Genomic DNA, 21,896 nt, shown 5'->3' with positions numbered 1-21,896 from the left:
GGGCGGGAGGCGGCCTTCGGTGGCACGTGTGGGACCGAGGGTCATGGCCGCGTTCGCCTGCTCTGGCGGAAGTCGCTGGCTCGTTCTCGGTGCTACCGGAAACATGGTTAGCGCTTGTCCGAGACGGTGGCAAAGATGTGACGTACTACCCATCTTCGTGAGATGGGTGTCGATAGCCGGGATTATGGCCCGTATTCCCTGAGCGGGCCCGGAATGGTATCGACTACGAAAGCTCGTACGTGATGTACGCCCTGTGCTTGGCGTCACCCGGCAGGGCTCCGCCACCCCCTGTCACAACATGCGGAAGTTACCTGGCTCACGCACCGCGCTGCCGCCTGCGGTGACGAGAAAACTCCCCGATCGGCGAAAGGATCTCCCCGACTGCGTATCTGCCCCAAGTAGGGAATTGCACGGGGGAGAGGTATTTGCGGCGCGTCACATACGGCCTTGGGGCACATCAGTACAGCGGTTAGCGCTGAGCCGGTGATCAGGGGCTTCCAGCAAAGGCGGTCGGCCCGACGGTGGAGTTCGGCGGAAGATCGCTGGCCGGCTGCGGTCGTCGTTGGCGTCAGATCTATGCCGGTGGAGTTCTCGACCGGCGAGGGGACGGCTTCGTACGGGAAATTCGAGGAGGACGCGCCCCCGGAGGCGGTGATGACCGAGGCCGCGCCGGTGGTCTCGCCGGTGCCCGAGGACGACCTGGAGCAGACGCCCTCTCGGCGCCTCTTGCCGGGAGCTTGATCGTCGTCCGGGGCGAGGTGGCGGGCCGGGGAGTGAGGAGAGGCGCTGTGGCGCCTTCGCTGTGGCCGGTGCCGGGGATTGACGGCGGGGCCGGCCGGAGCGCGTGGTGGCATTCCGGCCGGCCCCTGTGGGCGGTGCTTCAGGCCGACGGGCGCTTGGCGCGGGCGGTGAGGCGTTCCCAGTTGCGGTGGCCGATGTCGGCCTTCTGCTCGTCGGTGAAGGGCGAGTTCTCCAGGAAGGAGCGGGCTTCACCGTTGCTGGTGTCTACGTAGGGGAAGCCGCCGGGGCGGAAGCCGTAGGTGAAGGGGTAGTCGGTGGAGTACAGCATCCGGTCGGTGCCCATCACCTCGGCGGTCCAGCGCAGATAGCGGGGGCTGTTGGTACCGCTGCCGGCGACCCAGAAGTTCTGCTTGAAGTAGTCGGCGAGGGGCTGCCGCAAACGGCCTGCCTCGCCGAAGAAGCCGGTGTGGTCGAGGTAGAACATCACGACCTCGCCCCAGTGCCCGGCGATCACCTGCAGGTCGGGGAACCGGTCGAAGACACCCGAGAAGATCATGCGCAGGTACTGGACGCCGAGGTCGTAGTACCAGCCGAGTCCGGCCCCGGCCAGCACGGGGCCCATGGGGTCCGGGAGGTCGGAGTAGTAGGCGTCGATGACGGGCTGGACCGGTGTCTGCGGGTGGAAGTGCAACGGCACGGCCAGCCGCTCGGCGGTCGCGTACAGCTCGTCGTTGTCCGGGTGGTCGGCCAGCTTGTCCCCGGTGCGGCCGTACAGCATGGCTCCGGGAAAGCCGAGCTCGCACACGGCGCGCTCCAGCTCGGCCGCGGCCGCGGCCGGTGACTGGGTGGGAATCGCGGCGAACGCTTGGAAGCGGTCGGGCCGGGAGGCGACGATCCCGGCAAGCTGGTCGTTGGCCTCGCGGGCCACCGCGACGGCGTCGGCCTCCGGCAGGTCCTGCACGCCCGGAGACGACAGGGACAGCACGGCGATATCGATGCCCTGGTCGTCCATGTGCGCCAGCCGCTGCTCACCAACCCCGTGCAGATTCTTTGCGATCGGGCTGTCCCCGAAGCCACGCGAGAAAACCCGCGGAGATCCGGCCCGCTGGTACGCCTCGTAGACGGCCGGTACCACGACGGTCTCTTCCACCCCGATGATCCGCAAACGGTCGGACATGATGGTTCTCCTCGCACTGATGTTTCCAGTGGAACTGTTTCAACACCATCGTCGATACTATCGGTGTAAACATGAAAGAGGTAACGGCGATAGCGCCTCTGTCCAGATGACGTTATCGTTGATCCATGCCTGTTGAACCGACCCTTGCGCGACGTACCGCGGAGCCCGGCACCTCCGCGCGAGAGCAGACGCGCCGCCGGGTCATCGACGCCGCGATAGACCTGCTGGAGCGTGGGGGTCGCGATGCGGTCACCACCCGGGCGGTCGCCGACGCCGCCGGCCTGCAGCCGCCGGCCCTGTACCGGCTGTTCGGTGACAAGGAGGGGCTGCTGGACGCGGTGGCCGAGTACGGCTTCACCCGGTTCCTGGCCGCCAAGCAGCAGATTGATCCCGCCCCGCAGGACCCGGTCAAGGAACTGCGCGACGGCTGGGACATCGTGGTCGGGTTCGGGCTGGACAACCCCGCGCTGTACACGCTGATGTACGGCGAACCCACCCGGTCCACCGCCATCTTCCGGATCGGCCTCGAACTCCTCATGGAGCGAATCCGCCGCATCGCCGCCGCGGGCCTCTTGCGTGTGGAAGAGGGCCTCGCGGCCCAGATCGTCCACGCCACCGCCGGCGGCGCCGTCCTGACCTGGCTGTCCGTGCCCGAGCCCGAGCGAGACCCCGCACTCCTCGCCGCATTGCGCGAATCGATGATCACCACCATCACCACCCAGGAACCGGCCGTGCAGGAACCGGGGCCGGCCGGCGCTGCCCGTGCCCTGCGCGCAGCACTGCCCGGCCAGAACGCCCTCAGCCACGCCGAACAGCAACTCCTGACGGAATGGCTCCGGCGACTGTCCGCATAGCCGCTCGGTCAACGGGCAGGGGCGCGGCGGCGCGGGCAGCGAGCCGCCACACAAGGCCGGACAAGGCGAGCACCGTATGCGCCTGCCTGTCGAAGTGGCCCCGGTCGCCCACCGGCAGCAGCTGCGGACGATCAGGGCGACTCGCCGGCAGCGCCTGCCGCACCGGCGGCGGAAGACCGTCGCTTCGTCCCCATCCCCGCCCCCGCGCTCCGCGAGGAACTGGAGATCCCCGTTCCCGTCGACCGGCACCCCGGCCGCGCGTGGAAGCAGGGCCCCGCGCTCGCCGTCGTGCCCGCGCCCCGCGCGGAGCGGCCGATCCGGATCGGGTACGCCCGTACGCCGACCGCCCGGCAGGAGCTGGCGAGCCAGCTCGAACCCCTCCACCGGGCGGAGTGCCACGAGGTTTTCAAGGAGCAGATCAGCACCCGGGTCAAGGTCCGGCCCGAGCTGGCGAAGGCACTCGCGCAGGCCCGCCAGTTCAAAGAGGCCGCGCCCGATACGCCGGTCATCCTCACCGTCCACGAGCTCAAGCGCCTCGCGGGCAACGCGGCCGAGCTGATGAAGACGTCGAGATGCGGTTTGAGGTCACCGAGGCTCCGGGGCCACGGACGCCGGTAGAGCGCGAGCCAGGCACCGAGTCCGACTGGCGGCTCGGGCAGCGGCTCGTATCAGCGGGCCTGCGCATCCCCCCGGACCTGGGCGGGCCCGGCCTCGCGCGCCACCCGCAACTGCTCGGAGGCGGCTCAGTCCGATCCGCCGCGTGAGCTCGCCGGCCAGATCGGGCGCTCCAGCAGCAGACCGAGGATATTGCGCCGACTCGGTCCCGCGAGTACGTCGAACAGTAGGGGCACGGGGCACCCTCTCCACCACCCCGCTATGCGCTCACACACAGGCCGGGTCGCCAGCCGACAGTTCCCCGCGTACGGCCGGTGCGAGGCAGGGGGCCGAGCTGAGCGGCCCGTCGGTGAAGAAGCGGGCGGTTAAGTCGGCTACGTCCTGCGGGCGTTCGAGCACCACCCAGTGGTCCGCGTCGGGGACGGTGAGGAAGCGGCTGCCCGCGATGGTGGCCGCGAAGTCGCGCTGGCGTGCGGGGGAGGTCACCGTGTCGTGCTCACCACTGAAGACGAGTGTCGGTACTCCGGTCAGACCGCCGGAGAAGTCCGGCCGGTCCGTCAGTGCGCGACGCAGCGAGTCGACGGCGTGCGGTGAGTGGCGGGCCGCGTGCAGCATCGACCGCCGGACGTAGCGGTAGGCCAGCCTGCGATGCGCGACGTACCGGTGCTCGTCGAGGCACATCAGCCCTTCGGTGACCATCGTGGCGAACGTGTCGGTGTCGCCGTGCGCGAGATGCTCGGCGGCCCGTTGCCACTGGTCCAGCTGCGCGGCGCTGATGTGTGCCGGCACACCGCCGAGGGCCAGCCGCGCGATGCGCCCGGGGAAGCGCTGGGCGCAGCCGTAGGCGAGGCCCGCGCCGTAGGAGAAACCGAAGAGATTGATCCGCGGGACGTCCAGGTCGACGATGATGCGCTCGATCGCCGCGCACAGGAGGTCGGCGCTCGGCCCCGGTGGCAGCGGATCGGCGCTCCCCATGCCGGGCAGGTCGGCGGTGACGACGTCCGCCACCGGTCCCACCCGGTCGTCCATCTGCGGCCAGCCGAACATCCCCTGCAGCGCGCCGCCCAGCGTCATGACCGGTTCGGTGCGCCGGTCCGGCTGCCGCAAGCGCCGGTAGGAGTAGCGCACGCCGCTCACGGACAAGGAGCGGATCGTTTCCTCGGACATGGTGGGTTCCTTCTCGGGGAGACCGTCGGGAGCGGGTGGCGCCGGCGTGCGCCGACGCGGTTCCGGCCGCCACGGTCGGCGGGTGCGAAACGAGGCGCGGCGCGCACCGATCGCGGACGGCGGTACCGACCGCGGACGGCGCGCGCCGTGCGGTGTGCTAGCCGCGGGTCAGCACGAGCGCGGCGTTGTGCCCGCCGAAACCGAGCGATGTCTTGACCGCGCAGTCGAACGTCGCGGGGCGGGCCTCTCTGCGGACGATCTCGACCGGGATCTCTGGATCCGGCACATCGAGATTGACGGTCGGCGGCACCAACTGCTCCTCCAGGGCGAGCACGGTCAGCGCCGTCTCGATACCGCCGGCGGCGCCCAGCGTGTGCCCGGTCATCGCCTTGGTGGACGTGACCAGGGGGTGGTCGCCGAGGACCCGTCCCAGCGCGGTGGCCTCGATGAGGTCGTTGATGACCGTCGAGGTGCCGTGCGCGTTGACATGGCCGACATCGCCGGCCGCGATGTCCGCGTCCGCCAGCGCGGTACGCAGTGCCCGCTCGATCCCCTTGCCGTCCGGGTCCGGTGCGACGGCCGCGTACGCATCGCTCGACGCGCCGTACCCCGAGACCTGGGCGCGGACGGCCGCCCCGCGGGCCCTGGCGTGCTCGGGCCGCTCCAGTACCAGGATTCCGGCGCCTTCGCCGATGACGAAGCCGTCCCGCGCCACGTCGAACGGCCGGCAGGCCGCGGCCGGGTCCTCCCGACGGGTGGAGACCGCCTTCATCTGGCAGGCGCTGGCGACCAGCAGCCGCGAGCACACCGACTCCGCACCGCCCGCGATGGCGATATCGCAGACCCCGGCGCGCAGCAGCTGGTGCGCGGTGCCCAGCGCGACGGTGCCGGAGGAACATGCGGTCGCCACGCCCAGACTGGGGCCGTGTGCGCCGAGGTCCATACAGACACTGCTGGCGGCGCTGTTGACCACGGCCAGCGGAGCGAGTTTGGGGGAGACCCGGCGTGCGCCGCGCCCCGACATGAGGACATGCTGCTGGTCGTAGAAGGGCAGTCCGCCGTGTGCGGAGCCGATGACGACCGCGACCCGGCTGCTGTCCCAGGTGTTTTGGTCCAGCCCGGCGTCCGCGACGGCTTCCCGCGCGGCGATCACCGCGAGCTGCGCGAAGCGGTCCATCAGCCGCTGGGCGGCGATGCCGAGGATCGCGGTGGTGTCCAGACCGTCGATGGTGTACATGAAGTCGCAAGGCAGATCGGCGAGTTCCGCCTGTGGCCGCACTCCGCTCGGCGCGGAATCCTGAGTCACGGAATGCCAGGTGGCTTTCGCCCCCACGCCCGCCGCGGTCACCAGTCCCAGTCCTGTCACCGCTGCGGAGAACGGTGTCCGGCGGGCCGTCACGCGGCGACTTTGCCGTCGACGGCCGACACCAGCTGGCCCACCGTGTCCCGGGATGTCAGGGCCACCTCTTCGAGGTCGATGTCCAGCCGGTCCTCGATGAGCAGCCGAAGCTCTTCCAGGGCCAGGGAGTCCATCCGCAGTTTGCGCAGCGGAGTCTCGGTGGTGACATCGGCCGGGTCTGCTCCGAATCGTTGGACCAGCAAGGCGCTGACAACTTCTGCCGCAATCACGTGGCACTCCTCCGCTTTTCGTAGGCGATGCTGCCAACCGCGTCCTGGCGGGTGCTCGCAGGCGGCTCGGGCTTGTTCGGCCACCCTTTATACGCCTTCGTCCCGAAGACTCCCCAACCTTGGTAGCTCAATGGGGTGACGAGCGAACCATGAGGCGCGAGGGGCGCGCGGCCCCCTGTGCACACACCGCGGAGGGCATCTGCCTGTCCTAACGCCGCGGGCCGACGCGAAGGTACGGCCCGGAAGGGAGGTATGAGCGGGACGAGAGGTGCGGTCGGGACGGGACCGGATGGGACCGGATGGGACCGGATGGGACCGGATGGGACCGGATGGGACCGGGTGGGACCGGGTGGGAGGTACGGCCGGACGGAAGGTGCGGTCCGGACGTTGACGGTCTCCGGGCTGTCGCCTTCAGCTCTTGATCGTCCCGTCATCAGATCGTTCGGGGCACCGATCCGGTGGGCCGGATTCCGTTCCGCGGAGCGGCGGGGGAGGCGTCTCTGTCCGCTCCCGTCGCGTCGGACGGCGAATCGCAATCGACGGTGCCGGGTGAGAGCGGGGTTATCCGGAGCGGCGTCGGCTCTGCGCTGGTTCCGCGTCGGCTCTGCGCACGCCCTACGGCGGGTCAATGCCGGTTCGATGCCGGCTCGGTTCCAGTCTGGTGGGGTTTCGGTGGTGGTCCTTCGCTGGTCCAACGGCGGGTGCCTCGACGAGAAATGTCCGGGCGTCGCCTGTCGTTGTCGTGGCACCTGACGTCCGGCGCTGCGCGGCCACTTCGTAGAAGACGTCGAACGAGGTGCCGGCGGCGGAGCGGGGCTGCGCGTCAGGGTCCGACTATCAGAGGACGTGTGCTGGCACTCGCCAACGCCCATTCCGCCGCGCTTCGAGGGCGGATGTCGTATCCGGAACCCCGGACTGCCCGTACGCCTCCCAGCGGCCGCCCCCCACCAGCGGTTGTCCGGACCCGCTGGCCACCATGTTCGTCGACGTCGTGATCACAGGGGCCAGTGTCTGCGATTCGCCATCCGTGGGCGGTGCGGCCGGCCTGGCCATGTACGAAGGTGGGGCAGAGGCCGGTTCGGCGGCTGGGATCCAAGACCTGACACCTGAGACCTGAGCGGGAGCCCCCGGGGCTGCTCTCCGACGCCGCGGTCCGAGATCGGGCCTTCGGAGATGAGAGCCGGGGCCGAGCCGTGACGATGTACGGGTCCGCGGCGCTGTCAGACGTTGTCCAGGGAATCGGTGGCGCGTCTCAACAGGCCCCGCAGGGTACGGATTTCCTCGATCGAGAGGCCGGTCGCGGCCATGATCTTGCGGGGGACCGGGAGGGCTCGTTCACGCAGGTCCGCCCCGGCCTTGGTGAGGTGAACGGTAACGGAGCGCTCGTCCTCGGCGCTGCGCTCGCGATGTACCCGGCCCGCGGCCTCCAGGCGCTTGAGGAGCGGGGAGAGGGTGCCGGAGTCCAGCCGGAGCTGCTCGCCGATGGCCTTGACGGGCTGTGGACCGTGTTCCCAGAGCACCAGCATGACGAGGTACTGGGGGTAGGTCAGGCCCAGCTCTTTGAGGGCGTCCCGGTAGACGCCGCCGAAGGCGCGTGAGGCGGCGTGCAGCGAGAAGCAGACCTGGTGGTCGAGTCGGAGCAGTTCGGCGTCGGGTACCGGAAGCGGGGTCATGGCTCCACACTAACCCGTTAGCCCATTGCGCATAATTTGATTGTGCACAATCTAGTTGCCCGCAACTCGGATATGTGCCATCGTTGTGGCCATCGGGCGGTCGGGAGCGGCCGCCGGGCTATCGAAGGGGAACCGTGATGGACGCGCTGTACACCGCTGTCGCCACCGCAAACGGCCGCGAGGGCCGGGCCGTCAGCTCGGACGGCAAGATCGATCTCGCCCTGGCCATGCCCCCGGAGCTCGGAGGCAACGGCGCGGGCACCAATCCGGAGCAGCTCTTCGCCGCTGGGTACGCGGCTTGCTTCGCCAGTGCGATGGGCAATGTGGGACGCCAGATGAAGATCGACACCAAGGACGTCTCGGTGACTGCCGAGGTCTCCATCGGCAAGGACGACACGGGCTTCGGCCTGGCCGTCGTCATGCGGGTGGAACTCCCGGACAACCTCGCCGGCGACACCGGCCGGCAGCTCGTCGAGGCCACCCACCAGTACTGCCCGTACTCGAAGGCCACCCGCGGCAACATCGACGTCGAACTCGTCATCGAGTAGAGGGCCGTTTGTTGTGCGTCCGCGACGGTGCCCCCTGCGATGCGCCCGCGAGGCTCTGTAGGGGGCTCGGGTGGGCGATGGCCAGGCGAAGCGCACGCGCAGTGAGTGGAGCACCTTTGCGGGGCGTGCGGGGGTGGGCCGCCGCACTGTGATGCAGGTGTGCTTGGTGCGCTGTGAGTTCCGCATGACGATGTCGAACTGCGCTGCATCCGGGTGGTCGGAGTCGGGTTCCGGCCCCAGCGAAGTAGTTCCTGGGGTGGTACGTACCCGTGTGCTGGCCGCAGCGGCGCCGTGCAGTCGCATCCGCGCGATGCCGTCCGCGTCGTCCTCCCCGTCTGCGCCCTTTCTGGGGTACGCGATCGGTCCGTCCGGCGGGCGTGCGGTGCATAGTCGCCCGACCTGCGGCGACGGTGGCTGGCCGGGGATCGCCTCGTCACGGGCCGCCGTGCATTGCTCGGCTGGCGCGGGGCGTACGGGTCCGCGCGGGCAGGCTGCATCGCTTGCCCTCGATTCCCGAGTGCGGGAGCAGCAGAGCGAGGGGCAATGAACTACCCAAGTTCGGCAATGGCTGGGTGCGGCAGAGCCTGTGGCCTGCGAATCCTGGGACGGGTGGCGGCGAACAACGTAGAGATCGCCTGCACCCCGACCAACAACTCCTGGCTCAACCGCATCGAGGCCCAGTTCGCCGCCCTGCGTTACTTCGCCCTCGGTGGCCCCGACCTCCCCAGCCACAAGGCTCAGGGCAGCATGATCCGCCGATACATCATCTGGCGGAACAAACACCCGCTGACGAGCGCCTCCGCCAGGTCGTGGCCAAGGTGAACGTTGCCTGACATCAGGTCGGCCTGATCAGCTCCCCAGGACAACAGGTCCTGCGAGCACGCCCACGATGTCAGGCCATGCCTTCGCACCGAGGTCGGCGTCGGCCGCGGCAGTGCCGCCGTAGCGGAACCGGTGGGAAGAAGCGGCCGGCCCTTCCCCTGGCAACCGCGGGCGATGCCCGGCGGCGGCCGCGCTGATGACCTTGGCAGTGCGACCCGCCGAAGCGCGGCGTGACGCCAACTCCTGCGCGAACACCATCGACGGCCACATTTCATCGTCACCACCCGCCACGAGCAGAATCTCGGCGGTGGACTGCTCGATCGGGATCACGGCCTGCCTCGCCGCCTCGTCAAAGGTCTGCCGGCTGCGCTCGTAGAGCGTTCGGTAGGCAGTGGGCTCCCCCTGCGCTTCCGTGGGAGCCCATCTGTCGTCGTAGGAGACGAACGGGACAGGCTCCTCCCTCCACGTCCACGACGAGCGATAGGGGTAGGTCTTCCCGTCGGAACCGGGGCCAACGTTCGCCCAGACCACGGAGGTGGGCGACAACGCGACCACCGCAGCAACACGCGGATCATGGATGGCGAGGAGCAGGGCAGCTTCGGCGCCCTTGGACACCCCGAGCACACCTGTCCTCTCCACCCCGTTGGCCCGGAGTAGACCGATCGCGGTGCTGAAGATCTCCAGCGGAATCTCGCAGATTCCCGCAGGCTGCCCTTCGCCGCCAAACCATCGGATCGACAGGGCGGTCATCCCGGTACGTGCGAACAGGCGGCAGCGGTCGGTTTCGACGCGGCCACTCGAACCAGCCAACACCAGCACGCCCACCGTGCTGCCCCCGACGGGCTCCACCATCACGCCCTCGCAGTGCGCATTAACCGCGTGCTCGATGATCTCCACTGGACCCCCTCATGGTGGACACGTATCGGAAATCATCCCAGGAGTGAACAGCCCGGCCTCATAAGGGCAAACGTTGGCTGATGCGGCACTAACTCGACGAACGGGAAGGGGAGGCCATGGGGACGGACCGAGCGGCGCCGCCGGCGTCCAGTGACGCCCTGATCGCGTCGATGCCATTGGCCCTCAAGGAGGCGCTGCCACTCGTGCCATGGCGTATCGATGAGCTGTGGCGACTGGATCTCCTGCTGCGGCGCGTCCCGGTACAAGACCTGGTCTGGCTCCTCGACCCGCCGCTGTGGCGACTGAGCGGCGAGCGCTTCCGAGTGGTGCCTCGCGAGGTACGGGATGGTCCGGAGGTCCATCCGGACCATCCCGCCGTGTCATGGCGCCGGCCGCACTCCGAGACCACCGCTTAGACGAGGGCAGACGGAGGAAGCGCCTTGGCTCGCGTACTGAGAAATGAGCTTGTGAAATATCCGCGGCCGTGAGGCACCGAGAGACCCTTCGGCTTCGTCGACCTGAAGGGGCTCTCGGTGCCTCACGACGGGCCGTCGAGGAAGTCCCGCAGGTGGGCGGTGAGAACGGCCGGCTGGTCTTCAGGGATGAGGGTGTAGCTGTCGGCGATCTCGACGAGCTTGGCCTGCGGCAGTAGCTCGGCGAGGCGGCGGCCGTGAGAGGGAGGCATTACGCGGTCCTCGGTGGCCCAGGCGACAAGGGCGGGACGGTCGAAGGTACGAAGCGCCTCGGACCAGGTGAGCAGCTCGGCCTCAGGCGGGGTGCTGAGGACGTATTTGCGCAGGTCGCGACGTACCTCGGCGGAGCTGACCAGGGGCCGGAACCAAGCGTCCATGATTTCGGGCGGTACCGGCCGCTTGGTCATCCAGCCCCAGGTCACCGGGAGTCGGCGCATGGGCTTCAGGCGGAGCAGATTGAAGGCCAGGGCCAGGCCGCCGGGCAGCCTGGCGGAGGTGACCAGGTTGCTGCCCGGCAGGCCGGGCGGGTAGTTGTCGAAGGCTTCGCAGGAGGTGATGACGAGTCGGCCGATGCGGGCCGTGCGGCCGTCGGCGACAAGGCTCTGTGCACCGCCCCAGTCGTTGAGCACCAGCGTGACATCGCTGAGATCGAGCCGCCCGAGGAACTCGTCCACCAGCCGGGCGACGCCGAGGATCGACAGGTCGGCGTCCGGGCGCATCGGCCGGCGGTGGCCGCCGAGCGGGAGGGTGGGGACGACGCAGCGGAAGTCGTCCCGCAGCCCGGCGACGACGTGGCGCCAGAGCGAACCGTCCATGGCGACGCCGTGCAGCAGAACGACCACGGGGCCGTCACCACCGGTGTCCTGGTAGTCGATGGTTCCCGCCGAGAGTTCCAGCTCGGGCATGAAGGCTCCCTCTTACGCTCGTGACGATGGACCAGCCGTGCCAATCGCGTGGTGCTGGTGTGCTGAGCGAGGCTCAACGCCTCAGCACCGTAACGCACCTGATGTGTGGTCGGATTTCCCGTCACGGTGGTGGCCGACCGCGGAAGCGTAGAGACCAGATCTCCGTGATCGGGCGAACCGTCCCAGCCCTGCCGCCACCGCCCAGTTCCGACACCTACTGGCGGACGCCCCCACGGATATCGTTCGGCTTCGCCTCCGGCTGGCGCCGACATAGCCCTGACTGTGAAGGCGATCGAGGTCCTGGTGCTGGAGCGCATCGATTTCCTCCTCGTCACCGCCTTCGAACGGGACGAGTACAGCTCCGGCACCTTTCACGCAGGTATCGACAACTTCTGCCCCATCGTCACGGCCCTGCGCCGAGCGGTGTGCCGCGGCGCGATATGCGTCAGCGCCCGCAGCGAGGCCCTGTGCTTCCGGACGTGCCCCGTCGTCTGATGGCAGAGTTCACGCGCCGCAGTGCTGACACCACGTCCCACGGCGACCGGCCGGCCGTCCCGGCTGGTCGTGAACGCGTGGTCGTCCGTGCGTGCGCCATCTATCCCGGGGAGTGACGGCTGACCGATGCCTGATACGGGCATTCCGGGCACCTGGATGTAAACATGGCGCATGCCCATTCGACGACTGAGCAATCTGCGGAGAGGGCGGGAACTGGCTCAGGTCCTGGTGCTGATTCCGCTCGGTCTCATCGTCGCGGTCTGCGCGGTCGATGTCCTGGCCCCGCCCGATATCCATCTGGGGCCGCTCCTCGTCGCGGCACCCGCCCTCACGGCAGCCTTCGCTGGCCCCTTCCTCACGGCAGGGATCGGTGTGCTGGCGGCCGCCGCCCTGCTGTTCATCGGCACTCTGCGCAATGAGCTGATCACCGAGAACCTCCAGGCCCAGATCGCGGCGCTGGTGATCGTCTCCGCTCTTGTCGTGCTCTTCACCGCCCTACGCGATCGCGACGAGCGGCGCCTGACGCAGAGCCGGTCGGTGGCCGCCGTCGCGCAGCAGGTCCTGCTACGCCCGTTGCCGCGGCGGAGCGCCGATCTGGAGATCGCCACCCTCTACCTCGCGGCCGAGGAGGAAGCGGAGATGGGCGGCGACCTCTTCGCCGCGGCACGTACCACGCGCAGCACCCGCTTGATCATCGGCGATGTACGAGGCAAGGGCCTGCCGGCCTACAGCCACGCCGCCCTCATCCTCGGCGCCTTCCACGCGGCGGCCCACCGTCAGGCCACCCTTCCCAACCTCGCCCGCCACCTCGACGGCGCCATCCGCTGGGACGGCGCCCAATGGCATACCGCTCCGGAACCCGCTCCCGCCCCCGGTCCCACCCATGTCTCCGCCCCCGCTCCGGACATCGACATCGGCGCAGGCAATGACGCCTACACAGACATCGGTGCTGGTACCGGCACCGAAACCGGCTTCGACCTGGACATTGGCAGCGATGAGACCTTCGCGACCGTTTCCTTGCTCGACATCCCCGATCACCGGCCCGTGTTTCACACCATCACGTGTGGCCACCCGCCCGCGCTGCTCCTCCGTGACGGACGTGCCACCACTCTGCACCCCAAACGAATCTCCCTTCCCATCGGCCTCGGTGGCCTCCCCGGTGCCCCTGACTACGAGGTTGAGGCATTTCCTTTCGAAGCCGGTGACCTGCTTCTCCTCTATACCGACGGCGTGATCGAAGCTCGCGACCGCAACGGCACGTTCTACCCGCTCGCAGAACGCGCCGCCGCTTGGAGCGCGAGCAGTCCGAAGCACGCATTGCGGCGCCTGCGCGAAGACTTGCTGGCGCATACGCACGGCCGACTGGGCGACGACGCCGCAGCCGTCGCCATCCGCCGGTTGCCAAGCGACTCGCCTCGCTTGAACTGATGTATGGATTACGTCTCGCGTGGGCTCCGAACCCCGGAGAATCCCTGCCGTCTGTTGTTTGCCGCCGCCGGAATTGGGTTTTCCCCGGCCTAGGGGCTGTGCGGTGTGGGGGCAGTGCGCATTGCCGCTGCTGCCGGACGTTTACTTGGAGGCGCCGACGGAGACCAAAGTGCCGGGTGGTGTGGTTGGTCCGGTACGCGGGGGATCAGCCGTCGCTGAAGGCCAACTTTTATCGGCTACCCGCGCTTTTGCGGTGGCCGATGTGTGCCCGATCCTGGTACCAGACTGAGCCCGATCTGCACGCTGGTGTTTGCGCTGCTGGGAACGGCGGCTCCGCCGGGGGACCGGTGCCTCGGAAGCAGTTGCCCGTCCGGGCTCGTGATGGCGAGCTTGTCACTCAAGGAGCAGGTCGACGGTGGTTCCGACGGCTCGGCGTTCGGCTTCCTGATAGGCGATCCAGGCGAGGGCGAGGTCTTGCCAGGGCAGGCCCACCGGGGCGTACACGGTGATGTCCTCGGGCTGAATCCTGCCGGGGTGCTCGTGGCGGAGGATCTCGCCGAGGGTGGCGTCGGCGGCCTCGGCAGGCAGCCCGGCGTTCGCGAGCGCGCCGGTGGCGGCCGCCAGAATACGGTCGTCGACGGTGAGCAGCGCCGCGTCCAGGAGATCAGCAGCCAGCTCCTGCTTTCCGGGTTCGTCGGCGCCGAGGCTGGTCAGGTGATGGCCGGGGCGCACATCGGCAAGCCCGAGGAGAGGAGTGCGGGACCAGGTGGCCATCAGGACGATCGTCGCGTGGGCGGCGACTTCGGCGGCGGAGTCGGCGGTGCGGCCACCATGCCGCGCGGCGAAGGCGGCAGCGCGCTGCGGGTCGGTGTCGTACACGGTCAGTTCGCCCCAGCGGCGCAGTTCGCGCAGGCCGAGGAGGGTGAGTTCCGCCTGTGCGCCGGCCCCGATGACGCCCAGCGCCGCAACACCGTGTGGGTCGGGTGCAGCGAGTCGATCGGTGCCGAGAGCGGCTGCCAGACCGGTGCGCCAGGCCGTGACGGTGGCGGAGTCGAGTAGAGCGAGCAGCTCGCCGTCCCGGCCACTGTGCAGGCAGATGACGCCGCGCAGCGCCGGGCGAGCGCCGGGGAACTTCGCGTTGACCTTCACGGTGTAGGCATGGATACCCGGTAGCAGGCCGGGGAGCAGCGCCGTGGCCGTGCCCGGAAAGGGAAGATCGGTACGTACCCGCTGTCCCGGAGTTGTCCCGCTCGGGGCGTGGTGAAATCCGTCGCGGAGTGCCTGGAGGCAGGTGCTGGGGTCGAGTACGGCGAGCAGATCGCGCCGAGTGAGTATGCGAGTCACGCCGATCATGCTTTCACCTGCGTGACTCTTGTGGGGGATGGGGAGGGCTGCTGTCGGGTGGTCGGGCATCTTGTGGTCGACGTCATCGATCGGGCTGACGATCTCTTGTTTCTGACCTCTTCTATTCGGTCCTTCTCCGTTCCCTGGGTTCGCATCCTGCGGTGTGCGGTGTGCGGTGTGCGACGGGCCAGGCGGAATTCCGGCGCCAGCCACCACCGTCTCATCGGCGTGGGGCCGAATGCCTGAGCATGGAGCCTGGACAGACGGTGCGCACCCAGATGTCAGAACGGGAGCTTTCTCCCCAGGAATCCCCGCAAAGCTCTAGCGGTGTGCCGGCTGAGGTAGGTCCTGCTGGGTGGCGGGCAGCGGGAGGGCACGTTGCTCCACCGGCCGGGGAATTCCGTCAGTTCCGCAGAGCGCCTGTGCCACATGCACGTCCATGGCGGCGTCGATGGGGCTGGGCTCGGGAGCGTTGTTCCCGTTCAGTTTTTGATATCGCGTCAGATTGAACCCCAGGGATATCTGGCGCTGACCGTCCGGGCTGGAAAGGGACCAGGTCATGGCCCCGAGCACGAGGCCGTTGTGTCCCCAGAATTCTCCGCATGGTGTCTTCGTCATGAACAGCCCCAGGCCGTAGCGCGCCATACTGCCTTCGATCGGCACGGTGGTCTTCATCTGTTGCAACTGGGCGGGGGCGAGGAGACCGCCACTCAGCAGCAGACGGTAGAACCGGTTCAGATCGGGCATCGTCGACACCAGTGAACCGGCCGTGCCCGCCCAGGACATGTTGTAGACGCTGAAGTCACGGGGCGGGTTGAAGCCTCCGTATCCGGCCTCGTACATCTTGGCGTGTGGCCCGGTGATGTACGGCGAGCTCGGGAAATATGTATGTGTGAGGCCAGCCCTACGGATGACGTGTGTGGTGATGTACTTTTCCGGAGCCTCGCCGGTGACCTTCTGAAGCAGGAGTCCGGCAATGACGTAGTTGGTGTTGGCGTAGTGATGTTCCGCGCCTGGATTGCCCAACGGAGCTGATTTCAGGCCGAGCCGGGCCAGTTCTACCGGGGCGAACTGGTGGAAGCGGTTGTCTTCCAGGCTTTCCGGCGTCGCGAAGACTGCCGTGCCGTAGTCGCCGATGCCGCTGGTGTGGTTGAGCAACATCCGGACCGTGATGGCCCGGCCGCGCTCCCCGGGGAGGAGATCGGGAAGATAGCGCCCTATCGGCGCGTCGAGGTCGATTCGGCCCTTGCCGACTTCCTGGAGCACGGCGACCGCCGTGAAGGTCTTCGTGATGCTGCCGATCCGGTGTCGCATCAGGGGTGTGGCGGGGCGACTGGTGTCGACATCGGCGACGCCTGCGGCTCCCTGCCACTCCGCGGAGCCATCGCGGACGGCCGAGTAGGCGCCATACATTCCCGCGTCATGGAACGCCTTGAGAGTGTCCGCAAGCGCCGAAGGATCGAGGTTGGCTCGGTGCGCGGAATCGGCAATTGCGGTGGTGCCGGGGCGTCCGGAGGCGGTCTGGGAGGGAAGGGCCGAAGTGGTGGGGACCGCCAGCGCCAAAAGGACGGCTGTGGTGGTCCCGATGAGTCGCATGCGGCGACGCTTGGGATGGGCAAGGGACATGCTGGCTCCGTCGGTTCAGGCCCGTGTCAGGCGCATGATCTCCGTTGCTCTGATTCTCACGGAGGGGCAACGCCTGGCCATCCACCCCTGGAACTACCTTGGTCCTAGGTCTGTATGACATCTGTCAGGTTTAACGGAGACCGTTGTTCCATCACCATGCCGAGCCGCGTGCGGCGCGCGGCTTGCGGCATACCTCAATCCGTAATCCGCAATCTGGAGGCAGGTCAGCAGTGAGGTGGGTGGGACGTGTGGGCGGTGGCTGAGGAGCGTATGCGGCATTCTCCGGGGGCATCGGCATCGCGCTTCGGGCGACTGGCTTCGTGAGCGGGCTGGACGACAACTCGTCCTCGACGGTGACGGGTTGGTGTAGCCGGTTCAGTTGCTCCTGAAGTGAGGGAAGGACTCGTCCGGTGTGCACCCCAGTTGCTGAGCGGCTGCGTCGACGGTCTGGGCGAGGAGGGTGGCGATGGTCATGGGGCCTACGCCGCCGGGTACCGGAGTGATGAGGCCGGCGCGGCGACTGGCGCTTTCGAAATCGACATCGCCGATGTTGCCGGGGTTGTAACCGGCGTCAATCACCACCGCGCCGGGTTTGATGTGGTCGCCGAGCAGGAACCGCGGCCGGCCGACCGCGGCGACCACGATGTCGGCGTCCCTGGTGATCGACGGGAGATCGATGGTGTGAGAGTGGCAGTAGGTCACCGTGGCGTTGCGGGCGAGCAGCAGCATCCCGAGCGGCTTGCCGAGGATCGCGCTACGGCCGACGACGGCCGCGTGCTTGCCGGCCAGGTCGACGTCGTAGTGCTCCAGGAGACGGACGATGCCGCCGGGAGTGCAGGAGGCGAAGCCGTTGAGGCCGAAGCTCATCGCGGCGAACGAGCGCGTCGTGACACCGTCGACGTCCTTCTCCGGAGCGATGGCCTCGAACGCGGCGCGCTCGTCGATGTGCGGGCCGACCGGGTGTTGCAGCAGGATGCCGTGCACCTCGGGATCGTGAGACAGCGCGGAGATGGTGTCGACCAGTTCGGCGGTCCCGGTTGTGGCGGGCAGCGCGACATGGCGGGAGCGGATGCCGGCCTTCTCGCAGCGAGCGCGTTTCATGCGGACGTAAGTCACCGATGCGGGATCCTCACCCACCAGCACCGTCGCCAGGCACGGGGCTTGCCCCGTCTGTTCGTTGACGGTCGCAGCTCGCTGAGCGGCTTGGTCGATGATGCGGCGGGCCGGCGCGATGCCGTCCATGAGACGTGCGGTCCGGGACATGGTGTGCTCCTGAGCATCGACGTGAGTCGCCCAGGCGCACGGCACGGACCATGATGGCCGGGCTGCTCCCCGGTGGTACTCCACCTCAGCGCCAGTTACAGCCCGATGTCCACTGTAATGGAAGGGGTGTTACGGAGAGATACAGGTGAGCGGGTGGGAACTGTCTCCTTGCCCCGTCGCCCCGTCGCCCCGTCGCCCCGTCGCCCCGTCGCCCCGTCGCCCCGTCGCCCCGTCGTGTCTTGATCGTGTCGGCAAGAGGCGGACGAACGTCTTGTCGGCCCAAGGCCGTCCGGTGGTTGAGGGGGACGACTTGACGGTTCATTTCGTCGGTGTATTTCGGCGTATGCCGATGTACGCCGGGGCACGCCGACGGTATGACGGCCGTCGAGCAGTTCGACGCGTGGTGACGGGGTCGCGGTTGGCGTACTACCCGACGTACCAGCGGAGAGGCCCGGCCAGGCCGAGGTGATGCGGTGGAGCGAGGTCGCTCACCCGGGCCCGACCGCGGCCGGCGCGGAGCATGGTGGGCAGCTCAGATGTCGCCGTCGGCGTCGTCGGCCCGCTCCTTGAGCTTCTGCTCCAGATCCATGGTGTCGGACGCGGGCGGCGTCGCCACCGTCACGGGCTTGTTGATGTCGAGGAAGCGCATGGAGATGTCCAGTGGGCCTTGGGCCGCCTCGGCACGCTCGCGGAACTTCACCATGCGGTCGTCGGGCCCCACCCACAAGTCAAGGTTCAACGTGGTCACCCCGAGCTCTTTGTACTGCTCGACCGTCTTCGCGCGGCGCGTGGCGTCCAGGGGACTCTTGGCGGTCGACTTCTTGAGGAGGTCGTCCACATCGACGGCGCCGGCGTAGTGCGTTGTCTTGATGCCCTCGACGGTCTCCTCGCCGATGTTCTTGACGTCATGGGACTGGGAGAGCAGCGACGCCTGCGCCGCCGGGTCCCGGTCGGCCTGGTGCTGCATTCCGCCCAAGCCGCTCTGCCCGCCGAGTCCCTTGCCCTGCATACCGATCTTCACCCAGTGCTTGCCCTGCATTGCGGCGGCCAGTTCCTCGGCGCCGCCGAGGTAGAGGGCGTCACCGACGACTCGGACCGAGAACTCCCCTTCCTCCTCACCACCTGACGCCTTCATCCGCATTTCCATGGCGCGCGGGTGGAGGTTCATGGATACCTTGCCCTCGACCTTTCCCTGGCCGGGGATCTTGCCGGATATACGGCACGAGAAGGAATTGAGCTTGGCGCCCTTGTCGACTGCCTTCTGCACCGCGGCGACCGGCGACGCGTTGATCTGCTCCGACTTCCCGGCATGGTCCGACGGCTTGCCGCCGGACGTCGAACACGCCGCCGTGCCGCACAGCACGACACCGGTCAGCAGCGCCCCAACAGAACGGAACGAAGGACGGGAAAAATGGTTCATGGTCCCCCCATGAGTGCATGGCATATATAAATACGACTGATCGAGACAGTAGCCCACGGCACTGACATTCCGTACGGCATATCTTCGCGGCGATCATCACCTTCACAATCGAGGCGACCCTCGTGGACGGGGTGAGTGAACCGATGCCACCTGGGACGCCCACATTCGGCATGGCTGTCGGACCCCCATTGCGGGGGCCGTGATGTGCCGGCCGACCAAGCCATGTCGCCGGGTTCCGGCTCTGGTTCGACAGCGGCGCGGAGTTGCGTTCCGGGGGTGGCCGACGGCTGGGTGCCTCGGGCGGACACGGCGCCTGCCAGTGGTGAAAGCACCTTCAGGACTCGGCGGGTGGCTGAATCGAGCTCTCCGCAACGTAACGTGAGTGAAGAGTGGGAGCGCGCAGTGAGAGGCAAGTGCCGAGTGGTGAGTACTGCGTGGCGAGCAAGGTGGATGGAGCGGCTTGAAGTTTGCCGCTGAGATTTCCGGCGCACCTCGTGCGCCGACAGGCACCAAGGAGCAGAGCACCATATGGCGAGTCCCGAGATGTATACGGCCCCCGGTATCGTGCCACTTGATCTGAGTGCGGTAGCCGTCGGTGACGACATCGCCGGATATGTGGATGCGGGCAGCATCCTGGCGTTTCTGCCGGCAGTCACCGAGCAACACAGAAGCGATGTGCTGCACTCCGTCCTCTTCGCGCAGCGCAGGGCTGATCGCGAGTGCGCACGGTTCGGTAATCCTCGCCAGTGGCTGGTCTCCTACCGCCGTGCACTCGATGAAATGGGCTGGAACGCGAGTCCGCTCGGGGCACCCGGCCCTGTCTCCGGAGCGGGACCGCTCGACCATGTGCTTCTGGAGGCCCTGCAATCTGCTGAGGTGCCCGACGATCAGCGCGCGGCGCTGGGAGGTGCGCTGGCGGCCGAAATGGCCCTGCCGGACAACGCGCCCGCCGCGGAAATCTTCGAGGGCGCCAGTCACAAGCGGAAGAACGCGTTGTTCCAGGTGGCCACGGTCACCGAACACGAGGGCCGGGTGGTAATGAACGGCGGCGTTTTCTGGCTCACCGCCGACTACTTCGCGCATCTGCTGCAACTCGACGTTGCCGCGAGCCACAGTCTGACGGCGGCGGTCGGACCGATGCGGCTGAATGACGTGGTGTACGCCCAGGTCCGCGACCGGGTCATGGAGAAGGTGGCCAGGGGTTAGGGGGCTTGGTGAGGACCCGTGGTGTGGCGCGCCACGGCACTTGCCGACGGCGAAATTCATCCGGCAGGTCCGGGAGGTGGATGTCGGCCGCGAGCTCCGTCCGGCGGGCTTCCAGCAGGCAGCCCCTGCCCCTGCCCTTAAGCATGCCCGTGTCCGCGTACGTCGGTGTGGAGGGGGACAACGGGCCCGGGTATCCCGATCAGCCGCACTGATCAGGCCGTCCGCACAGATCAGCCGACTGGGCAGATCGAGCAGATCGAGCGGCCCGTTCGGATCGGGCCACCCAATCTGAACGGACAGGCCGGACGGGGCAGAGCTGGACGCCGACCGGGTATTCAGCGCCGACGGGTACCTGCTCCGGCCCCGGAGCCGTCTGAGGGGGCCGGCGGCGGGGCGGCGCCAGGATCGTCCTTGTTGCCGCCCCCGCCATCGCGAGCGCCCTTGCCGGCACGACCGTGTCAGGGGCGGCCGGTCGCAGGGACTTCTTCGCTCGGGGGTACCGGGCCGGGTGGTGTGCCGTCTCCGAAGGGCCGTCCGCCCAGTTCCTCCCGATAGTGCGGGGTCAGCCAACCGGCGAGGTCCGGGCCGAGGGGGACGATGCCGGTCGGGTTGATGCCGGTGTGCACTCGGTAGTAGTGCTGCTTGATGTGGTGGAAGTCGACGGTGTCGCCGAAGCCGGGTGTCTGGTAGAGGTCTTTGGTGTACGACCACAGCACCGGGTCCTCGGCGAGCTTGAACCGGTTGCATTTGAAGTGTCCGTGGTAGACGGCGTCGAAGCGCACCAGTGTGGTGAACAGCCGGATGTCGGCCTCCGTAATGGTGTCGCCTACCAGGTAGCGGCGCTGGGCCAGCCGCTCGGAGAGCAGGTCCAGTCGTCGGAAAACATCGTGGTACGCGTCCTCGTACTCACTCTGTTGCGCGGCGAAACCGGCCCGGTAGACGCCATTGTTGAGGTCGCGGTAGTTGTCGGCGATGACCTCGTCGATCTCCGCGCGCCGGGCCTCCGGGTACAGATCGGGGGCGCCGGGCCGGTGCAGCGCCGTCCATTCGATCGCGAGGTCCAGGGTGATCTGCTGGAAATCGTTGGTGACGAGCTTTCCGCTGGGTACGTCCACGATGGCGGGCACGCTCACCCCACCGGGGTAGCCGCTCTCCCGTGCGTCGTATGCCTCGCTGAGGAAGCGGATGCCGAGTACGGGATCACGGCCGCCCGGGTCCAGGGTGAAGCGCCAGCTGCGGTCGTCCTGGATCGGGTCGGCGATGGCGAGCGACAGTGCGTCCTCCAGGCCGAGCAACCGCCGTGAGATGACGGCGCGGCTCGCCCAGGGACAGGCGCGGCTGGCCACCAACCGGTAGCGGCCGGCCTCGACCGGCCAGCCGTCGCGGCCGTCGGCCGTGATGCGATCGGCGAAATGGCTCCTGGACCGTTTGAAGGGTTTCGAGCCGTACTCGGCGTTGGCCGCCGGCTCGCTCGTGGGTGCCGTTTCGGTTTCGGGGTCGCCTTCGCTGTCGGCGGGGCGGGTCATCGCCGGGTCCTTTCGGTGGGCGGTGCTCTGAGTTCTCGGGGTGCTTGTGCCTGTGTGCTTGGTAGGCGTCCAGGCGTGGCAGGTGTG

General features: G+C 68.2%; 20 protein-coding genes, 1 pseudogene and 1 riboswitch. Of the genes and pseudogenes, 9 read left to right on the top strand and 12 right to left on the bottom strand.

The genetic code is table 11. The features are described from left to right. The first annotated feature begins 582 nt into the window (after positions 1–582). Entirely contained in the window at positions 583–741 is a 159-nt protein-coding gene (locus tag IH09_RS39345) for a hypothetical protein (protein WP_190233418.1), read from the top strand. Positions 742–880: 139 nt separating this feature from the next. On the opposite strand, the gene IH09_RS26605 is transcribed toward IH09_RS39345, so the two are convergent. Further along, the gene (locus tag IH09_RS26605; protein WP_052860013.1) at positions 881–1,918 is read right to left on the bottom strand and encodes an amidohydrolase family protein; all 1,038 of its coding nucleotides are present in this window, start codon (positions 1,916–1,918) and stop codon (positions 881–883) included. A gap of 125 nt (positions 1,919–2,043) precedes the next feature. On the opposite strand from IH09_RS26605, the gene IH09_RS26600 reads away from it, so the two are divergent. Together IH09_RS26600 and IH09_RS39340 are read left to right on the top strand one after the other, a co-directional pair. Then, positions 2,044–2,772, top strand: coding sequence for a TetR/AcrR family transcriptional regulator (locus IH09_RS26600; RefSeq protein WP_052860012.1), 729 nt, complete (start codon positions 2,044–2,046; stop codon positions 2,770–2,772). A gap of 288 nt (positions 2,773–3,060) precedes the next feature. Further along, positions 3,061–3,390 (top strand): recombinase family protein, encoded by a 330-nt coding sequence (locus IH09_RS39340; RefSeq protein WP_205379035.1) that lies wholly within the window; start codon positions 3,061–3,063, stop codon positions 3,388–3,390. Between the two features lie 264 nt (positions 3,391–3,654). Here IH09_RS39340 and IH09_RS26590 read toward each other — a convergent pair whose 3' ends face one another. From IH09_RS26590 to IH09_RS26575, 4 genes are all read right to left on the bottom strand, one after another. Continuing rightward, positions 3,655–4,554 (bottom strand): alpha/beta fold hydrolase, encoded by a 900-nt coding sequence (locus IH09_RS26590; protein WP_052860011.1) that lies wholly within the window; start codon positions 4,552–4,554, stop codon positions 3,655–3,657. Positions 4,555–4,711: 157 nt separating this feature from the next. Next, positions 4,712–5,953: a beta-ketoacyl-ACP synthase II gene (locus IH09_RS26585; RefSeq protein WP_052860010.1), complete on the bottom strand. Its 1,242-nt coding sequence runs from the start codon at positions 5,951–5,953 to the stop codon at positions 4,712–4,714. Further along, positions 5,950–6,183 (bottom strand): acyl carrier protein, encoded by a 234-nt coding sequence (locus IH09_RS26580; RefSeq protein ID WP_094792925.1) that lies wholly within the window; start codon positions 6,181–6,183, stop codon positions 5,950–5,952. Before IH09_RS26580 ends, IH09_RS26585 begins: the two co-directional genes overlap by 4 nt. A gap of 1,220 nt (positions 6,184–7,403) precedes the next feature. Beyond that, positions 7,404–7,856, bottom strand: a complete 453-nt coding sequence (locus IH09_RS26575) for a MarR family winged helix-turn-helix transcriptional regulator (RefSeq protein WP_052860008.1) — start codon at positions 7,854–7,856, stop codon at positions 7,404–7,406. Between the two features lie 137 nt (positions 7,857–7,993). On the opposite strand from IH09_RS26575, the gene IH09_RS26570 reads away from it, so the two are divergent. Together IH09_RS26570 and IH09_RS26565 are read left to right on the top strand one after the other, a co-directional pair. Next, a complete protein-coding gene (locus tag IH09_RS26570; RefSeq protein ID WP_052860007.1) occupies positions 7,994–8,404 on the top strand; it encodes an organic hydroperoxide resistance protein in 411 nt (136 codons plus the stop codon). A gap of 615 nt (positions 8,405–9,019) precedes the next feature. Further along, a pseudogene (locus IH09_RS26565) lies at positions 9,020–9,237 on the top strand (transposase); the annotation flags it as partial. Positions 9,238–9,253: 16 nt separating this feature from the next. Here the strand turns inward: IH09_RS26565 and IH09_RS26560 are convergent. After that, a complete protein-coding gene (locus IH09_RS26560) occupies positions 9,254–10,123 on the bottom strand; it encodes an acyl-CoA thioester hydrolase/BAAT C-terminal domain-containing protein (protein WP_052860006.1) in 870 nt (289 codons plus the stop codon). A 116-nt stretch (positions 10,124–10,239) separates the two neighbouring features. Here IH09_RS26560 and IH09_RS39335 point away from each other — a divergent pair, with 116 nt between their 5' ends. After that, positions 10,240–10,539, top strand: coding sequence for a hypothetical protein (locus tag IH09_RS39335; RefSeq protein WP_190233417.1), 300 nt, complete (start codon positions 10,240–10,242; stop codon positions 10,537–10,539). Positions 10,540–10,661: 122 nt separating this feature from the next. Here IH09_RS39335 and IH09_RS26550 read toward each other — a convergent pair whose 3' ends face one another. Continuing rightward, on the bottom strand, positions 10,662–11,501 hold the full coding sequence (locus IH09_RS26550; RefSeq protein ID WP_052860004.1) for an alpha/beta fold hydrolase: 840 nt from the start codon (positions 11,499–11,501) through the stop codon (positions 10,662–10,664). Between the two features lie 282 nt (positions 11,502–11,783). Between IH09_RS26550 and IH09_RS26545 the strand changes: the two genes are divergently transcribed. Then, positions 11,784–11,996, top strand: coding sequence for a hypothetical protein (locus tag IH09_RS26545; protein ID WP_052860003.1), 213 nt, complete (start codon positions 11,784–11,786; stop codon positions 11,994–11,996). A gap of 171 nt (positions 11,997–12,167) precedes the next feature. Continuing rightward, positions 12,168–13,424, top strand: a complete 1,257-nt coding sequence (locus IH09_RS26540) for a PP2C family protein-serine/threonine phosphatase (RefSeq protein ID WP_190233416.1) — start codon at positions 12,168–12,170, stop codon at positions 13,422–13,424. A gap of 393 nt (positions 13,425–13,817) precedes the next feature. Here the strand turns inward: IH09_RS26540 and IH09_RS26535 are convergent, their stop codons facing one another. From IH09_RS26535 to IH09_RS26520, 4 genes are all read right to left on the bottom strand, one after another. After that, positions 13,818–14,768, bottom strand: coding sequence for an ornithine cyclodeaminase family protein (locus IH09_RS26535; RefSeq protein WP_052860065.1), 951 nt, complete (start codon positions 14,766–14,768; stop codon positions 13,818–13,820). A gap of 321 nt (positions 14,769–15,089) precedes the next feature. After that, a complete protein-coding gene (locus tag IH09_RS26530; protein WP_110952599.1) occupies positions 15,090–16,394 on the bottom strand; it encodes a serine hydrolase domain-containing protein in 1,305 nt (434 codons plus the stop codon). A 375-nt stretch (positions 16,395–16,769) separates the two neighbouring features. Beyond that, positions 16,770–17,636 carry a bifunctional 5,10-methylenetetrahydrofolate dehydrogenase/5,10-methenyltetrahydrofolate cyclohydrolase gene (locus IH09_RS26525; protein WP_052860064.1) on the bottom strand — a complete coding sequence of 289 codons (867 nt, stop codon included), beginning with the start codon at positions 17,634–17,636 and terminating at the stop codon, positions 16,770–16,772. A 42-nt stretch (positions 17,637–17,678) separates the two neighbouring features. After that, positions 17,679–17,766: riboswitch (ZMP/ZTP riboswitch) on the bottom strand. 423 nt (positions 17,767–18,189) lie between these two features. Continuing rightward, complete coding sequence (locus IH09_RS26520) at positions 18,190–19,077, bottom strand: LolA-like protein (protein ID WP_052860001.1); 888 nt, start codon at positions 19,075–19,077, stop codon at positions 18,190–18,192. A 528-nt stretch (positions 19,078–19,605) separates the two neighbouring features. On the opposite strand from IH09_RS26520, the gene IH09_RS26515 reads away from it, so the two are divergent. Continuing rightward, the gene (locus IH09_RS26515; protein WP_052860000.1) at positions 19,606–20,283 is read left to right on the top strand and encodes a hypothetical protein; all 678 of its coding nucleotides are present in this window, start codon (positions 19,606–19,608) and stop codon (positions 20,281–20,283) included. A gap of 458 nt (positions 20,284–20,741) precedes the next feature. On the opposite strand, the gene IH09_RS26510 is transcribed toward IH09_RS26515, so the two are convergent. Then, a complete protein-coding gene (locus IH09_RS26510) occupies positions 20,742–21,809 on the bottom strand; it encodes a glutathione S-transferase family protein (RefSeq protein WP_052859999.1) in 1,068 nt (355 codons plus the stop codon). Positions 21,810–21,896 lie beyond the last annotated feature (87 nt).

The sequence above is a fragment of the Streptomyces celluloflavus genome (assembly GCA_000720995.1).
GTDB classification, from domain to species: Bacteria; Actinomycetota; Actinomycetes; order Streptomycetales; family Streptomycetaceae; genus Streptomyces; species Streptomyces celluloflavus.
The sequence above is the reverse complement of the archived record's forward strand: the minus strand, read 5'-3'. Positions and strand labels throughout refer to the sequence as shown.

What these genes read in the sequence shown, in the direction of transcription:
- IH09_RS26510 (WP_052859999.1), bottom strand. Translation starts at nt 21,809, where the DNA reads ATGACCCGCCCCGCCGACAGCGAAGGCGACCCCGAAACCGAAACGGCA.
- IH09_RS26570 (WP_052860007.1), top strand. Translation starts at nt 7,994, where the DNA reads ATGGACGCGCTGTACACCGCTGTCGCCACCGCAAACGGCCGCGAGGGC.
- IH09_RS26600 (WP_052860012.1), top strand. Translation starts at nt 2,044, where the DNA reads ATGCCTGTTGAACCGACCCTTGCGCGACGTACCGCGGAGCCCGGCACC.
- IH09_RS26540 (WP_190233416.1), top strand. Translation starts at nt 12,168, where the DNA reads ATGCCCATTCGACGACTGAGCAATCTGCGGAGAGGGCGGGAACTGGCT.
- IH09_RS26530 (WP_110952599.1), bottom strand. Translation starts at nt 16,394, where the DNA reads ATGTCCCTTGCCCATCCCAAGCGTCGCCGCATGCGACTCATCGGGACC.
- IH09_RS26575 (WP_052860008.1), bottom strand. Translation starts at nt 7,856, where the DNA reads ATGACCCCGCTTCCGGTACCCGACGCCGAACTGCTCCGACTCGACCAC.
- IH09_RS26590 (WP_052860011.1), bottom strand. Translation starts at nt 4,554, where the DNA reads ATGTCCGAGGAAACGATCCGCTCCTTGTCCGTGAGCGGCGTGCGCTAC.
- IH09_RS26525 (WP_052860064.1), bottom strand. Translation starts at nt 17,636, where the DNA reads ATGGACGGCATCGCGCCGGCCCGCCGCATCATCGACCAAGCCGCTCAG.
- IH09_RS26605 (WP_052860013.1), bottom strand. Translation starts at nt 1,918, where the DNA reads ATGTCCGACCGTTTGCGGATCATCGGGGTGGAAGAGACCGTCGTGGTA.
- IH09_RS26520 (WP_052860001.1), bottom strand. Translation starts at nt 19,077, where the DNA reads ATGAACCATTTTTCCCGTCCTTCGTTCCGTTCTGTTGGGGCGCTGCTG.
- IH09_RS39335 (WP_190233417.1), top strand. Translation starts at nt 10,240, where the DNA reads ATGGGGACGGACCGAGCGGCGCCGCCGGCGTCCAGTGACGCCCTGATC.
- IH09_RS26550 (WP_052860004.1), bottom strand. Translation starts at nt 11,501, where the DNA reads ATGCCCGAGCTGGAACTCTCGGCGGGAACCATCGACTACCAGGACACC.
- IH09_RS26515 (WP_052860000.1), top strand. Translation starts at nt 19,606, where the DNA reads ATGGCGAGTCCCGAGATGTATACGGCCCCCGGTATCGTGCCACTTGAT.